Source organism: Variovorax raffinosi (genome assembly GCF_051216615.1).
GTDB lineage: Bacteria > Pseudomonadota > Gammaproteobacteria > Burkholderiales > Burkholderiaceae_C > Variovorax.
In genome coordinates this window covers 272,269-287,117 of record NZ_JBPJZR010000009.1, presented here as the reverse complement: position 1 = coordinate 287,117, position 14,849 = coordinate 272,269, and the positions used below count along the sequence as shown (strand labels likewise).

General features: G+C 68.0%; 14 protein-coding genes. 11 read left to right on the top strand and 3 right to left on the bottom strand.

Annotated features, from left to right (window positions below; genetic code table 11):
- Positions 1-21: 21 nt before the first annotated feature.
- Complete coding sequence (locus tag ACSFB7_RS25700) at positions 22-705, bottom strand: isochorismatase family protein (RefSeq protein ID WP_435475214.1); 684 nt, start codon at positions 703-705, stop codon at positions 22-24.
- Between the two features lie 256 nt (positions 706-961).
- On the opposite strand from ACSFB7_RS25700, the gene ACSFB7_RS25695 reads away from it, so the two are divergent.
- The 7 genes from ACSFB7_RS25695 to ACSFB7_RS25665 are packed head-to-tail and all read left to right on the top strand — an operon-like array spanning position 962 to position 6,209.
- Entirely contained in the window at positions 962-1,090 is a 129-nt protein-coding gene (locus ACSFB7_RS25695; protein WP_435475162.1) for a hypothetical protein, read from the top strand.
- Positions 1,087-1,185, top strand: coding sequence for a K(+)-transporting ATPase subunit F (gene kdpF / locus ACSFB7_RS25690; protein WP_093243136.1), 99 nt, complete (start codon positions 1,087-1,089; stop codon positions 1,183-1,185). The genes ACSFB7_RS25695 and kdpF overlap by 4 nt, the downstream gene beginning before the upstream one ends.
- A 1-nt stretch (position 1,186) precedes the next feature.
- Positions 1,187-2,986 carry a potassium-transporting ATPase subunit KdpA gene (gene kdpA, locus ACSFB7_RS25685; protein ID WP_435475160.1) on the top strand — a complete coding sequence of 600 codons (1,800 nt, stop codon included), beginning with the start codon at positions 1,187-1,189 and terminating at the stop codon, positions 2,984-2,986.
- Positions 2,987-2,996: 10 nt separating this feature from the next.
- On the top strand, positions 2,997-5,096 hold the full coding sequence (gene kdpB, locus ACSFB7_RS25680) for a potassium-transporting ATPase subunit KdpB (protein ID WP_435475158.1): 2,100 nt from the start codon (positions 2,997-2,999) through the stop codon (positions 5,094-5,096).
- Positions 5,097-5,109: 13 nt separating this feature from the next.
- Positions 5,110-5,712 carry a potassium-transporting ATPase subunit KdpC gene (gene kdpC / locus ACSFB7_RS25675; protein ID WP_435475157.1) on the top strand — a complete coding sequence of 201 codons (603 nt, stop codon included), beginning with the start codon at positions 5,110-5,112 and terminating at the stop codon, positions 5,710-5,712.
- Positions 5,713-5,725: 13 nt separating this feature from the next.
- Entirely contained in the window at positions 5,726-6,085 is a 360-nt protein-coding gene (locus ACSFB7_RS25670) for a hypothetical protein (RefSeq protein WP_187112703.1), read from the top strand.
- Positions 6,075-6,209 carry a hypothetical protein gene (locus ACSFB7_RS25665; protein ID WP_435475156.1) on the top strand — a complete coding sequence of 45 codons (135 nt, stop codon included), beginning with the start codon at positions 6,075-6,077 and terminating at the stop codon, positions 6,207-6,209. The genes ACSFB7_RS25670 and ACSFB7_RS25665 overlap by 11 nt, the downstream gene beginning before the upstream one ends.
- Before the next feature lie 51 nt (positions 6,210-6,260).
- Here ACSFB7_RS25665 and ACSFB7_RS25660 read toward each other — a convergent pair whose 3' ends face one another.
- Positions 6,261-7,658 (bottom strand): MFS transporter, encoded by a 1,398-nt coding sequence (locus ACSFB7_RS25660; protein ID WP_435475155.1) that lies wholly within the window; start codon positions 7,656-7,658, stop codon positions 6,261-6,263.
- A gap of 132 nt (positions 7,659-7,790) precedes the next feature.
- On the opposite strand from ACSFB7_RS25660, the gene ACSFB7_RS25655 reads away from it, so the two are divergent.
- The 4 genes from ACSFB7_RS25655 (at position 7,791) to ACSFB7_RS25640 (ending at position 13,652) form a co-directional block, all read left to right on the top strand.
- On the top strand, positions 7,791-10,532 hold the full coding sequence (locus tag ACSFB7_RS25655; RefSeq protein ID WP_435475154.1) for a DUF4118 domain-containing protein: 2,742 nt from the start codon (positions 7,791-7,793) through the stop codon (positions 10,530-10,532).
- 4 nt (positions 10,533-10,536) lie between these two features.
- Entirely contained in the window at positions 10,537-11,235 is a 699-nt protein-coding gene (kdpE, locus tag ACSFB7_RS25650; RefSeq protein ID WP_435475153.1) for a two-component system response regulator KdpE, read from the top strand.
- Positions 11,236-11,909: 674 nt separating this feature from the next.
- Positions 11,910-13,052 carry an FAD-dependent oxidoreductase gene (locus ACSFB7_RS25645; RefSeq protein ID WP_435475213.1) on the top strand — a complete coding sequence of 381 codons (1,143 nt, stop codon included), beginning with the start codon at positions 11,910-11,912 and terminating at the stop codon, positions 13,050-13,052.
- Positions 13,053-13,067: 15 nt separating this feature from the next.
- Entirely contained in the window at positions 13,068-13,652 is a 585-nt protein-coding gene (locus tag ACSFB7_RS25640; protein WP_435475151.1) for a hypothetical protein, read from the top strand.
- Between the two features lie 8 nt (positions 13,653-13,660).
- On the opposite strand, the gene ACSFB7_RS25635 is transcribed toward ACSFB7_RS25640, so the two are convergent.
- Entirely contained in the window at positions 13,661-14,791 is a 1,131-nt protein-coding gene (locus ACSFB7_RS25635) for a zinc-binding dehydrogenase (protein WP_435475149.1), read from the bottom strand.
- Positions 14,792-14,849: the final 58 nt, after the last annotated feature.

Below are 14,849 nucleotides of genomic sequence, written 5' to 3'. Positions count from 1 at the left end.
TGCCTCAGATGACGCGCATTCTCATGCAAGCGCCAGGGCCAGGATCTGCGCGGTCGTCAGCACGTCGCCGAAGGTGTCCTCGATCTCGGCCAGCGCCGCGCGATGCAGGCTGTCGTGCGGCACCGTGTCGCCGTTCTCGCGGCGGATCGACCGGGTGGCCGTGGCGTCGGACGACACCACCACGTCGAAACCTTGCGCCGCGGCATCGCGGGCGGCGCCGGCCACGCAGGCATGCGTCATGAGGCCGGCGATCACGAGCGTGCGGACATGGGCCGATTGCAGCTGCCGTGCGATGTCGGTGCCGGCGAAGACGCTGACGGTGCGTTTTTGCACGACCGTGTCGCGCGCCCTGGGCTGCATGTCCGGGTGGAAGCTGACGGTGTCGCCGTCTTCGGCGAACACGGCGGCGCCCGCCGGTGCGATGTGCTGTATCTGGAACACGGGCAGCACGTGCTGGTCCGCCCAGGCCAGGAGGCGCTTTGCCTGGGCCATGGCGCTCGATCCGTCGGCAATGGGCATGCGGCCGGTGAAGTACTCGTTCTGGAAATCGATCACCAGCAAGGCCGTGGCGTTGGCGGGCACCTGCCGCCGGGCCTGCGCGCCCGACATGGCGCGGATGGTGGGTGTCGCTGCGAAGGGCGATGCGGCGGCAGCAGCAGCGGTGCCGACGATGCCGGCCGCGCAAGGCAGGGCCAGCGCGCCCATGAGCCCGCGGCGGGAGAGGTTGAACATGGTGGGTTCCTGAAGACTGGAGGTTCGTCAAAAGCGACGCTGGAAAGTCTAGGAACGGCACCGGCCCGCGCGCAGGGCGAAGCGGCGACAACTGTTGTGCGCGCCGCGCACAGCCAAGGGTGTTGACGCGCGTTTTTACGCTTTCTTTACGCCCGCCCTTCGACTCTTTCCCCCGGTTTTACGCACGACTGCCGAGACTGAAGCCTGTCTTGTTTTGCAGGAGTGATGTATGGACATCGTCTGGATGGGCGCCTTGCTGGCGCTGTGGGTCGTGGTGGCGGCCATGGTCGTCGGGCTGAACCGGCTCGAGGGACCGAACCCACCGAAAACCGCTGTTGGCGATGGAGAAGCATCGTGATCAGCCTCGAAGTTCTCTATGGCTTCGGCGCCCTGATCGCCGTGATCCTGTTCGCCTACCTCGTGTTCGCGCTGATCTGCGCGGAGGAATTCTGAAATGACCTCCTCCGCCTGGGGCCTGTTGGCCTTTTTCCTGGCCGCACTGCTGGTGCTGGCCTGGCCTGTCGGCAAGTTCCTTGCCGCGCTGTGCAACGAGCGCGTGCCGCGCTGGATGCAGCGCGTCGAGTCGCCGCTCTACAAGATCGCCGGCACCCAGCCGGAGCAGTCGATGCACTGGCTGCGCTACGCGCTCGCGCTGCTGGCCTTCAATGCCATCGGCGCCATCTTCCTTTACGGCCTGCAACGCGTGCAGGGCTGGTTGCCGCTCAACCCCGCGGGCATGACGGCCGTGTCGCCCGACTCGGCCTTCAACACCGCGGTGAGCTTCGTTGCCAACACCAACTGGCAGGGCTATGCCGGCGAGTCGACCATGAGCTATCTCACGCAGATGCTTGGCCTGACGGTGCAGAACTTCCTGTCCGCCGCCACCGGCATCGCGGTGGCCTTCGCACTGGTGCGCGGCTTTGCGCGCCGGGGTGACGGCAAGGGCCTGGTCGGCAACTTCTGGGCCGACGTCACGCGCATCACGCTGTGGGTGCTGGTGCCGCTGTCGTTCGTGCTCGCGCTGTTCCTTGCAGGGCAGGGCGTGATCCAGAACTTCGACGACTACAAGACCGTGAACACGGTCGAGACCACCGCCTTCCAGCAACCGAAGAACGGCGCCGACGGCCAGCCGCTGAAGGACGACAAGGGCCAGCCGGTGATGGAAGACGCCACCACCAAGACGCAGGTGCTGGCCATGGGCCCGGTGGCTTCGCAGGAGGCCATCAAGATGCTCGGCACCAACGGTGGCGGCTTCTTCAATGCCAACTCGGCGCATCCGTACGAGAACCCGACCGCGCTGGCCAACCTGCTGGAAATGCTCGCGATCTTCGTGATCCCGGCGGCGCTGTGCTTCACCTTCGGCCGCGTGGTCGGCGACATGCGCCAGGGCTGGGCCGTGCTGGCCGCCATGACGATCATGTTCGTGATCGCGGTGGTGGTCATCACGCCCGCCGAGCAGGCCGGCAACCCGCTGCTGACCTCGCTGGGCGTCGACCAGGTGTCGAGCGTGCTGCAGACCGGCGGCAACATGGAAGGCAAGGAAGTGCGCTTCGGCATCGACGCCACCTCGCTGTTTGCCGCCGTGACCACCGCCGCTTCGTGCGGTGCGGTCAACGCCATGCATGACTCGCTCACGCCGCTGGGCGGCATGGTGCCGATGGTGCTGATGCAACTGGGCGAAGTGGTGTTCGGCGGCGTGGGCTCGGGCCTGTACGGCATGCTGATCTTCGCGATGCTCGCGGTGTTCATCGCTGGCCTGATGATCGGCCGCACGCCGGAGTACCTGGGCAAGAAGATCGAGGTTCGCGAGATGAAGCTCATCTCCATCGCCATCCTAGTCACGCCGATCCTGGTGCTGGCGGGAACCGCCGTGGCCGTGGTCGCGGGTGCCGGCAAGGCCGGCATTGCGAACCCCGGCGCGCATGGCTTCTCGGAAATCCTCTATGCGCTGACCTCGGCCGCCAACAACAACGGCAGCGCCTTCGCGGGCCTGTCGGCCAACACGCCCTTCTACAACGGCCTGCTCGCGCTCGCCATGTGGCTCGGCCGCTTCGCGATGATCGTGCCGGTGCTGGCCATTGCCGGCGCGCTGGCCGCCAAGAAGCGCCTGCCCGTCACCAGCGGCACGCTGCCCACGCACGGCCCGCTGTTCGTCTCTTTGCTGATCGGCACCGTGCTGCTGGTCGGCTTGCTCAACTACGTGCCGGCGCTCGCCCTCGGGCCGATCGTCGAACACCTGGTGCTCTGGAAATAAGGAGCCCACCATGACTGTCAACACCAAAACCTCTCTTTCGCTGTTCGATGCAGCGCTGGTCAAGCCCGCCCTGTGGGGCGCCTTCGCCAAGCTGAACCCGCGCACCCAGTGGCGCAACCCGGTGATGTTCATCGTCTACATCGGCAGCATCCTGACGACGCTGCTCTGGGTGCACGCGATGAGCTTCCCGGGCGACACCGGCATGAAGCCCGCCTTCGTGCTGGCCGTGACCATCTGGCTGTGGTTCACCGTGCTGTTCGCCAACTTCGCCGAAGCGCTGGCCGAAGGCCGCAGCAAGGCGCAAGCCGCGTCGCTGCGCGGCCTGCGCAAGGACACCTGGGCCAAGAAGCTGACGGAGCCGCACCACGGCGCCTCGTGGCTGCCTGAACAGGCACCCAACCTGCGCAAGGGCGACATCGTGCTGGTCGAGACCGGCGACGTGATCCCGCTCGACGGCGAAGTCATCGAAGGCGTGGCCTCGGTCGACGAAAGCGCCATCACCGGCGAATCGGCACCCGTGGTGCGCGAATCGGGCGGCGACTTCTCGGCCGTGACCGGTGGCACCCGCGTGCTGTCCGACTGGCTGGTGGTGCGCATCTCGGTGAACCCGGGCGAGTCTTTCCTCGACCGCATGATCGGCATGGTCGAAGCGGCCAAGCGCCAGAAGACGCCGAACGAGATCGCGCTGACCATCCTGCTGGTGGCGCTCACGCTGGTGTTCCTGATGGTCACCGTCACGCTGCTGCCGTTCTCGGTGTTCAGCGTGGAGGCCGCTGGCGCGGGCACCGTGGTGTCGCTCACCGCACTGGTGGCGCTGCTGGTGTGCCTGATCCCGACCACCATCGGCGGCCTGCTCTCGGCCGTCGGCGTGGCCGGCATGAGCCGCATGATGCAGGCCAACGTGATCGCCACCTCGGGCCGCGCGGTGGAAGCCGCCGGCGACGTCGACGTGCTGCTGCTCGACAAGACCGGCACCATCACGCACGGCAACCGCCAGGCCAGCGCCTTCCTGCCGGCGCCCGGCATCCCCAAGGCCCGGCTGGCACGCGCCGCCATGTTCGCTTCGCTGCCCGATGAAACGCCCGAAGGCCGCAGCATCGTCGAGCTGGCCCGCCGCGACGGCCTGGACACCACTGCGGTCGATGGCGCCCGCTTCGTGCCCTTCACCGCGCAGACCCGCATGAGCGGCGTCGACCTGCCGGCCGCGCCCAACAGCCTGGACACCGACCTCATCGTGCTGCGCAAGGGCGCGGTCGATGCGATCCGCCGGCATGTGGAATCGCTCGGCGGCTCGATGCCCGCCGAGATGCTGCGCGCCGCCGAGGAAACGGCACGCCGCGGCAGCACGCCGCTGGCCGTGGCCGAAGGCGACCGCGTGCTGGGCGTGGTCGAGCTGAAGGACATCGTCAAGACCGACATCAAGGAGCGCTTTGCCGAGCTGCGCCGCATGGGCATCAAGACGGTGATGATCACCGGCGACAACAAGCTCACTGCAGCCGCCATCGCGGCCGAGGCCGGCGTCGACGACTTCCTGGCCGAAGCCACGCCCGAGGACAAGCTCGCGCTGATCCGCAAGTACCAGGCCGAAGGTCGCCTGGTCGCCATGACCGGCGACGGCACCAATGACGCCCCCGCGCTCGCGCAGGCCGACGTGGCCGTGGCCATGGGCAGCGGCACGCAGGCCGCGAAGGAGGCCGGCAACATGGTCGACCTGGACTCCAACCCGACCAAGCTGCTCGAAGTGGTGGAAACCGGCAAGGCGCTGCTGATGACGCGCGGCTCGCTCACCACCTTCTCGATTGCGAACGACGTGGCGAAGTACTTCGCGATCATTCCGGCGATCTTCGTGTCGACCTATCCGCAGCTCGGTGCGCTCAACGTGATGCGGCTGGCGAGCCCGTCGTCGGCCATCCTGAGCGCGGTGATCTTCAACGCGCTGGTCATCGTGTTCCTGATTCCGCTGGCGCTCAAGGGCGTGCGCTACCGGCCGGTGGGCGCTGCCGCGCTGCTGCGCCGCAACCTCGCCATCTACGGCCTGGGCGGCTTGCTCGTTCCTTTCATCGGTATCAAGTTGATCGACTGGCTGCTCGTGGCCGTCCATCTCGTCTGAGGAGTTCTTCATCATGAAAAACAACAACGGCAGTATCTTTCGCCCCGCGCTCGTGCTCTTCGTATTGCTGAGCGCGATCACCGGCCTGATCTATCCGATGCTCGTCACCGGCGCCGCGAAAGCGGTGTTCCCCGCGCAAGCGGCCGGCAGCCTGATCGTGCTCGACGGCACGACCGTGGGCTCCAAGCTCATCGGCCAGAACTTCAGCGACCCCAAGCACTTCTGGGGCCGTCCGTCGGCCACGTCGCCGCAGCCCTACAACGCGAGTTCGTCGGGCGGCTCGAACCAGGGCCCGCTGAACCCCGCGCTGACCGATGCGGTCAAGGGCCGCATCGAAGCCCTGCGCGCAGCCGATCCGGGCAACACCGCACCGGTGCCGGTCGACCTCGTCACGGCATCGGCCAGCGGGCTCGATCCGGACATCAGCCCCGCCGCCGCGCAATACCAGGCGGCACGCGTGGCCCGCGTGCGCGGCGTGCCGGTCGAACAGATCAACACGCTGATCGCGAAGAACACACAGCGCCCGTTGCTGGGCTTGCTGGGTGAATCGCGCGTCAACGTGCTCGCATTGAATCTCGCGCTCGACGCAACCCCTGCTTCGACAACCGCGCGTTGAGGAGAAAACAACCATGGCCTATGCCGCTTACCGAGAACACCCTGGCGTCCTGCGCACCGCGCATGCCGCGATGAGCAAGACGACCCAGTTCTTCGTGCTCGACGTCACCGTCTGCTGCGCCGACGCCCTGCGCGTGCGCCGCAGCATCGCCGGTTGCCCCGACGCGGGTGTGGTGCGCTGCGAGCCGCTGCTGCACGCCTGCAGCACGCAGGAAAGCGATGCGCCCTGCGTGCGCCTGATGATCCGCCTGCCGATCGCCAGCTACGCGGACGTGCTGCACCGGCTGATCGAATGCGTGCCCTCGGGCGAAATCGGCCGGCTCGTGAGCTGGCGCGAGCACCTCGCACGCTGCGGCCTGCGCCATGGTCACTGACCTGCTCCTTGCCCTGCTGGCCATGGCGGCACTGTTCGTGCCGCTGGGCTTTGCCTGGTTCGTGCTGTCGCGCACGGCCCGGCGCCATCATCGTCCTCGCGACAAGGATGAGTCGGCGCGCTGACAGGCGTGCCGTCTCCGTATGCGGGCCGATCTCCGCTTTGATGCCGCCGGGTCAGGCCGGGCGCATCCGCGCCATGTTCCATGCCAGCGCCGCGCAACCCAACTGGACCGCAGCGCCCGCGAACATCGCGATCTGCAGCCCATGGGCACCGCCATGCACTGCGGCGTAGAGCGCGCCCAGCATCGCGACACCGAGCGTGGCACCCGCGATGCGCGCGACGTTGATCAACGCCGATGCCGTGCCCGAGCGCGCGGCATCGACCGCGCCGACCGCCACGCCCATCAGCGGACCCGTGGCCAGGCCCATGCCGATGCCCGTCAATACCAGTCCCGCTTCGGCCAGCGCAATCGATGCGAAGGGCGCGCCGATCCCGATCAGGATCAGCCCACAACCGATGACCGCCACGCCGCCGCAAGTCATGGTGCGCGCGCCGAGCCGCGTGGTCAGCCTGCCGCTGAACGGCGAGACTGCCACGAACACCAACGACATCGGGATCAATGCAAGGCCGGCTTGCGTGGCGTCGAGCGCGCCGGTGCTCAACCATGTGAGCGGCACCAGGAACAGCGTGCCGTACATGCCGAAGGTCATGCCGATGGTGGCGACCATCGCGCTGCGGAACGCGCGAATGCCGAAGAGGTCGAGCGGCACCAGCGCCGCCGTGCCCTTGTCGCGCTCGATGCGAAGGAACAGCACGAAGGCGATCAAGGCCGCCACCAGCGCGGTGGCAGCCAGTGTCGGCGCGTCGTGCGACTGGATGGCGGCGAAGGCCAGCCCGCCCAGCGCGAGCGCACCGAAGACCTGCGCCGGCATGTCGAGGCTGCGGCCCTTGGGGTCCGACGATTCGGGGATCGAGCGCAACGCCAGCAACAGCGCGGCCCCGCTCAGCGGAATCACCGCGAGAAAGATGCTGCGCCATCCGAAGTGATGGATCAGCACGCCGCCCAGCGGTGCGCCGATGGCCATGGCGAGGCCGTTGCATGCGGCCCAGATGCCCAGCGCACGGCCGCGCTCGGCGGCGTCCTGCCAGACCACCCGAACGATCGCGAGGGACGCGGGCATCAGCAGCGCCGCGCCCAGGCCCGCCAGCGCGCGGCCGGCAATCAGCATCCAGACCGACGTCGAGAGCGCGCACAGCAGCGTGGCGCCCGTGAAGATCGCCGCACCTGTCATGAAGATGCGGCGCCGGCCGTACAAGTCGGCCAGCAGGCCACCGGTGAGCAACAACACGGCATAGACCAGGTTGTAGCTGTCCACCACCCACTGCAGCGCGATGACGCCCGCAGAGAAATATTCGCCGATGGGTCGCGTGCCGAGATTGACCACCGCCATGTCGACCTGCGCGACCAGAACCGCCAGGCACAGCGTGACCAGCGCGAGCCCGCGGTGCTTGCCAGCGGTGCGGGCGGGCGGCGAAAGTACCGGACGGATGGGAGAAGAGGTGCTGTTCATGGTGTCGTGTCTGCTTTCCAGGCTTCAGACAATTCATTCTGGGCCGCAGGAAATTCACCGCTTCGCCCGCGAGCGAAGCGTTCGACACACCACTGGCGCCCCTGCCACCCGATGCGATAACCTGCGTTGCCGATGAACGAGATGCTCCGCCCCGACCCCGATGCCCTGATTGCGCAACTGCGCAGCGACGAGGCGCGCGCGCAGCGCGGCAAGCTGCGCATCTACTTCGGCGCCAGCGCCGGCGTGGGAAAGACCTGGGCCATGCTCAGCGCCGCCCACCGCGAGCGCGCCAGCGGCCGCGACGTGCTCATCGGCGTGATCGAAACCCATGGCCGCAGCGAAACCGCCGCGCTGCTCGCGGGCCTCGAGGCGCTGCCGCTGCGCGAGCTGGACTACCGGGGCCGCACGCTCGCCGAGTTCGACCTCGACGCCGCGCTGGCACGCAAGCCTGCCGTGCTGCTGGTCGACGAACTCGCCCACACCAACGCCCCCGGTTCGCGCCACACCAAGCGTTGGCAAGACGTGCAGGAGCTGCTGGCCGCCGGCATCGAGGTGTGGTCGGCACTCAACGTTCAGCACCTGGAAAGCCTCAACGGCACAGTCGGCGCCATCACCGGCGTGCGCGTGCACGAGACCGTGCCCGACACCGTGCTCGACGAAGCCGACGAAGTGGTGCTGGTCGACGTCACGCCCGACGAACTCACCGCCCGGCTCGCGGCCGGAAAGGTCTATTTGCCGCAGCAGGCCGAGCGCGCGGCGCAGAACTTCTTTCGCAAGGGCAACCTGATCGCGCTGCGCGAGATCGCCCTGCGCCGCACCGCCGAGCACGTGGAAGACGATGTGCGCGGCTGGCGCGTCGAGCAATCGGGCGCGGGCGGCAACGGCCGTGGACTGCAGGCGTGGAACACCTCGGGCGCGATCCTCGCGTGCGTCGGCCCGCATGAAGGCGCGGCGCAAACGGTGCGCACGGCGGCGCGTCTGGCAGGCCAGCTCAATGTGCGATGGCATGCGGTGTATGTCGAAACGCCCCGCCTGCAACGGCTGGCCGCGACCGAACGCGACCGCATCCTTGCCGTGCTCAAGCTGGCTGAAGAACTGGGCGCGGCCACGGCCGTGCTCACGGGCTCCGACGTGGCGGAGCAGCTCGCCGAACAGGCACGCCGGCTCAACTGCGCGACGCTGGTGCTGGGCCGCTCGGCGCCGGCCACCGGCTGGCGCCGCTGGTGGCCCGCACGCGCGCTACCGTTGTCACGCGCGCTGGCCCAACGCGCGCCCACGCTCGACATCATGGAAGTGGCCCCCGCCGACAGCTCGCGTCGTTTGTCGCGCGCGCCACTGGAGGGCGCCCGCATCGACAGCGACGACCACGAGAAGGCGCCGACCTACTGGCCCGGCTACGCATGGGCCGCCGCGACCAGCGTCGCGCTCACGCTGGTCTGCACGCCGCTGGCCAGCGTGCTCGAACTGTCGAACATCGTGATGCTGTTCCTGCTCGGCGTGGTGGGCGTGGCGATGCGTTTCGGCCGCGGGCCGTCGGCGCTGGCGGCATCGCTCAACGTGGCGGCCTTCGACTATTTCTTCGTGCCGCCGCGCCTGTCATTTGCGGTGAGCGACGTGCAGTACGTGCTGACCTTCGCGGTCATGCTCGGCGTCGGCCTGCTGGTGGGCCAGCTCACGGCCGGGCTGCGCTTTGCGGCCGGCGTGTCGACCAGTCGGGAGCGGCGCGCTCGCTCGCTGTTCGAGCTGACGCGCGAGCTGTCCGCCGCGCTGGAGAGTTCGCAGGTCGTCACGCTGGGCGGCGCCGCAGTGCGGGGCCATTTCGGCGGTCATGCGGTGGTGCTGGTCACCGACGCGGCCGACCAGCTCGTGATGCCCACCGATCCCCCGGAGGGTTTCGATCCGCAGGTGGCCGACTGGGCCTTCCGCCACGGCCAGCCGGCCGGCCTTGCCACTGCCACCTTGGCGGCACAGCCCTGGCACTACGTGCCGCTGCAGGCGCCGATGCGTGTGCGCGGCGTGCTGGCGCTGTCGCCGGCCCAACCGCGCTGGCTGCTCATTCCCGAGCAGGCGCAGCAGCTCGACACGCTGGCGCGGCAGATCGCGATTGCGCTGGAGCGCGTGCACTACGTCGAGGTGGCGCAGCAGGCGGTGGTCGAGATGGAGTCGGAGCGGCTGCGCAATGCGCTGCTCGGCGCGATCTCGCACGACGTGCGCACGCCGCTCACCGCGCTGATCGCGCTGGCCGAATCGCTGCAGACGCTGCCGCCCGCCGAGCATGCCGAAGCGGCCCGCGCCATCGTCGCGCAGGCGCACGAGCTGCATGCGCTGGTCAACAACCTGCTCGACATGGCGCGGCTCGAAAGCGGCATCGCGGGTGGCGCGGTGAACCTGCGGCGCGACTGGCAATCGGTGGAAGAGGTGGTCGGCTCGGCCATTCGCGCGGCGCGCACATCGCTGGGCAGCGTCGTGGTGCAGACGACGCTCGACCCCGAACTGCCGCTGGTCGAGTTCGATGCGGTGCTGATCGAGCGCGTGCTGGTCAACCTGCTCGAAAACGCCACCAAGTACGGAGCGCCGCCCATCGTGGTCGGCGCTCGTGCCGAGCCCGGTACGCTGGTTCTGACGGTGCGCGACCACGGTCCGGGCCTGCCCGCCGCGCTGCTCGGCCACGAGCAAAAACTGTTCGACAAGTTCACGCGCGGCGAGGTCGAATCGGCCACGCCGGGCGTGGGGCTGGGCCTGGCCATCTGCAGGGCAGTGGTGAGCGCGCACGGTGGCGAGATCACTGCTGCCAATGCGCGCGATGGCGGTGCAGAATTCACGGTCACCCTGCCACGCCGCGAGCCGCCCGAACCGGCCGAAGCCCAACTCTGAAGCCATGCCATCTCCCACCGCCATCGTGATCGAAGACGAGCCGCAGATCCGCCGTTTTGTGCGTGGCGCGCTCGAGGCCGAAGGCTGGCTGGTGCACGAGGCCGGCACGCTGCGCGATGGCCTGGCGGCAGCGGGAACGCGCCAGCCCGACCTGCTGGTGCTCGACCTCGGGTTGCCCGATGGCGATGGGGTTTCGCTGATTCGCGATGTACGCGGCTGGTCGGCGGTGCCGATCATCGTGCTGTCTGCGCGCACCGATGAAGCGGACAAGATCGCCGCGCTGGATGCAGGGGCCGACGACTATCTGACCAAGCCCTTCGGCACGGGTGAACTGCTGGCGCGGGTGCGTGCGAATCTGCGGCGTCCCCGTGCGGCGGGTGGGGGCAGCGACGAACCTGCGGAAGCGCTGTTCCGCTTTGGTGAGATCGAGTTCGATCGCGGTGCACGCATCGTGCGGCGCGCGGGTGCGGAGGTGCATCTGACGCCGACCGAGTACCGGCTGCTGTCTGTGCTGGTTGCGAATGCGGGGCGTGTGTTGACGCAGCGCCAACTGCTGCGCGAAGTGTGGGGGCCGTCGCATACGGACCAGAGTCACTATCTGCGGATCTACATGGGGCATCTTCGGCAGAAGCTGGAGGCTGATCCTGCGCAGCCTCGGCATCTGCTGACTGAGACTGCTGTGGGGTATCGGTTGGTGGTTTAGCTGCTGGTCGGTTTTCGGTCGGGGGCTCGGCGATGGGTGCTGTGTCCTTGGGCGGCCGACGTCACCGGCCCTTCGGGCTTCCCTGCGCTGCTCACGACGGGCGGGGTCTCGCAGAACTCGCTTCGCTCAAACAGCTGCGAGCCCTGATCCGCCCGCCGCTCCGCTGCTCGGCGGTGCCTCAACGGCCGCCCAAGGACACAGCACCCATCGCCGTGGTCAGAGCGGTTGTTGATCGCCGCTCTTCGGAGCCCGCTCCCTGTATTACTCCCTCTCCCCCTGGGAGAGGGTTGGGGTGAGGGCAGACAGCCTTAAAGAAGTACAGAGCCACCGTTCACCCCTGGAGCCCGGTACGCGGTGCGGTGTGGTCAGCCCCTCTGGGCCGCCGAGGAGCGCAGCGTTTCGCGGATCAGGGCTCGCAGCTGTTTGAGCCGAAGGCGAGTTCTGCGAGACCCCGCGAGACGCGAGCACCGCAGGGAAGCCCGAAGGGCCGGCACAGTGGGGCTGACCGCGCCGTGCCGCGTACCGGGCGCCTCCCCAAAGAACACCGAAGGAGCCTCCTGACCCAATCTCATTACTTTCAGTCCCTCACTCATTACCGCCCTCAAGCCACCCAGCTCAACACTGTCCCCTGTCCGAATGTCCGGACAAAAAACAGGAGAGCAGATTTGCACATAGTGATCATCGGCGCAGGCCTTGGCGGCCTGTGCCTCGCACAGGGGCTCCACCGACGTGGCGTGTCCTTCGACGTCTACGAGCGCGACGCTGCACCCGACAGCCGCCCGCAGGGCTTCCGCATCAAGATCGACCAGACAGGCCAGCAAGCGCTAGAAGTCTGCCTGCCGCCCGCGTTGAACACTCTCTTCAAGGAGACCTGCGCAATCCCCGTGAGTGGCGTCAACCTCATCGCCCCCAGCCTCGAACCCGTGAGTGACCGGTGGGTTGCTTCATGGCAGCGCGCGGGTGGTGACGACGCCCCCGTGGGCCGCGTGGAAGACGTGAACGCCGACCGCCTCGCCATGCGCCGGGTGCTGCTCAGCGGCATCGAAGCGCATGTGCATTTCGGCCGCGCGTTCGCTGGCTACGAGCGCAGCGGCGGTGGCGCACTGCACGTATGCTTCGAAGACGGCAGCGTGGTCGAAGCAGATGTGCTTGTGGCCGCCGATGGCGTCAATTCCACGGTGCGCGGCCTGCGCCTTCCCGGCGTGGTGCCGATCGACACCGGGTCAACCTGCATCTACGGCAAGACGCTCTTCGCTGCGGACACTGCATCGCGCATCGCACCGCTGTTCCATACGAAGACGTCCGTTGCATTCGGCGATCGCCTCGCGGTCATCGTCGATCCGATGAAGTTCAGGCCACGGTCGTCGCCCCGGCCAGTTGGCGACTATCTCTACTGGGCCATGTTCGGACCGAACGACCGTTTGAACTCTGACGGCAACGGCGCACACGCCATCGTGCTGTCTCGCGCCGCCGACTGGCATCCCGGATTCCGTGCCCTCTTCGAGCTGGCCGCGCCCTCCGATGTCGCGATGCTTCCGATCCGGACCATGACGGCACCGCCCGAATGGAAGACCGATGGCGTGACCGTGCTCGGCGACGCCATCCACGTCATGAGCCCCGCCGGTGGCCTGGGCGCGAACACCGCGCTCCACGACGCCGCCACGCTCGCCGAAAAATTGGGTACGGCATTCGCCAATCGAACCCCCGTGATGGCGGCGGTCGCCGACTACGAAGCCGCCATGCGCGACTACGCACGCGAGGCCATCCAGCAGTCGAACGATGGCGCGAGCCTGCTGTTCGGCGCAGTGGCCGCCTAGCGACAATCGGCCCGCATGAACACCACGATGAAACGCTTCGGCGCGGCCTGGGTTGTCGGCGCCTCCATGGCGCTGCTCAGCGTTGCACTCCACGCGGCGCCGTCATCGCCGCCGCTGCAGATCGGCGATGGTGCAACGCTTCGCATTGCGCCTGTGCCTCGCGCGAAGATGGCCTCCGGCGTTTCAGTGAACCTGAAATGGAGCCCGGCGTTGAAGCGGGCCATCGCCACGTCGGACGATGTGTTCGTCGCGGGCGCCGCGACCTTCCAGCAGGACGGCCACACCTACTTCTACCTCGTGACGCAGGAGCCTTCGCGCGAGAACCGTGGCGCTGGCTACTGCGGCGCTGGCACGGAAGATATCCTCCGTCTCATCGAGGTAGCGCAGCCGCCATTGCGCCTTGTCGAGCACGACAAGTTGCTCCTGCAGAGTTGCCTCGAATCGATAGAACTCGACGACGCCAGCGGTGCCTCGCTGCGCACGCAACTGGAAAGCCGCACCGATCCGCAGCACCTGACCCTCACCTGGTCAGAGCACCCCAAGTTCGGCTCCGCACCCAAGCGGGTGACGGTGCGCAACGGACGGCTTGTGCTGGAGTAGCGGCGGTCTCAGGCCGCCACGCCCTTGTTCGGATTCAGCAAGAACTTCTCCCCCGTCGCCTGCTTCCCATACACCCCGATCGCATCGAGCTGCAGTGCCTCGACCAGCGATACCTCGCGCGTGTACTTGCTTGCGAACGTGGTCTTCAGTTCCGCCACAACGCGCGCCTTCAAACGCTGCGTGCCTTCATCGCCGAGCTTCCCGAGGAACGGGAACAGCAGCCAGCCGCCCATGCCCCATGCCATGCCGAAGTTGCGCACGAACTCGGTCGGGCTGCGGTCGAGGCCGCCGTAGATGTAGACCTGCTTGTGGGTGGTCGAGCCGTAGCGGCTGTATTCCTTGGCGGTGCGGTTCAGCGCCGCTTCCATGCAGCCGAGGATCTGGCCCGCGAGCTTGCCGCCGCCGGTGGCGTCGAAGGCCAGCGTGGCGCCGGTGTCGACCAGCGCCTGCGTCAGGTCTTCGAGAAAAGTGGGCGAGGTGGCGTTGCACACGTACTTTGCGCCGAGGCCACGCAGCAGCGCTTCCTGCTCGGGCTTGCGCACGATGTTGACGAGGTCGACGCCGTCCTTCTGGCAGATCTTGTTGAGCATCTGGCCGAGGTTGGAGGCGGCGGCGGTGTGCACCAGCGCCTTGTGGCCTTCGCGCCGCATCGTCTCGACCATGCCGAGCGAGGTGAGGGGATTGACAAAACACGAAGCGCCTTCGGCGGCCGTCGTGCCCGGCGGCAGTTCGATGCACTGCGCGACGGCGACCGCGCGGTACTGCGAGTACATCGCGCCGCCGATGGCGGCCACGGTCTTGCCGAGCAGCGCCTGCGCGGCCGGCGATGAACCCGCCTTGACGACCACGCCGGCGCCTTCGTTACCGACGGGCATCGACTGGTCGAGGCGACCGGCAACGAAGGCGCGGGCGCGTTCGGGCACGGTGGCGGTGACGACCGGGCGCTCGGCCGTGCCGGATACCTTGGCGGTGCTCATGTCGGCGGCGCCGAACAGCAGGGCCAGGTCCGACGGGTTCATCGGCGATGCCTCGACGCGGATCACCACCTCGTGGGCCTGCGGTTCGGGGATCGCCTCGTCATGCAGCGAGAGTTCGAGTTCGCCGTTCGAGCGAACGAGGGAGCGGATCTGGAGTGCCATGGAAGTAGCCCTTGAAGAGGTTCGTTCGGAATGGCCGGTGGCCACGGGGCGGCCAGTA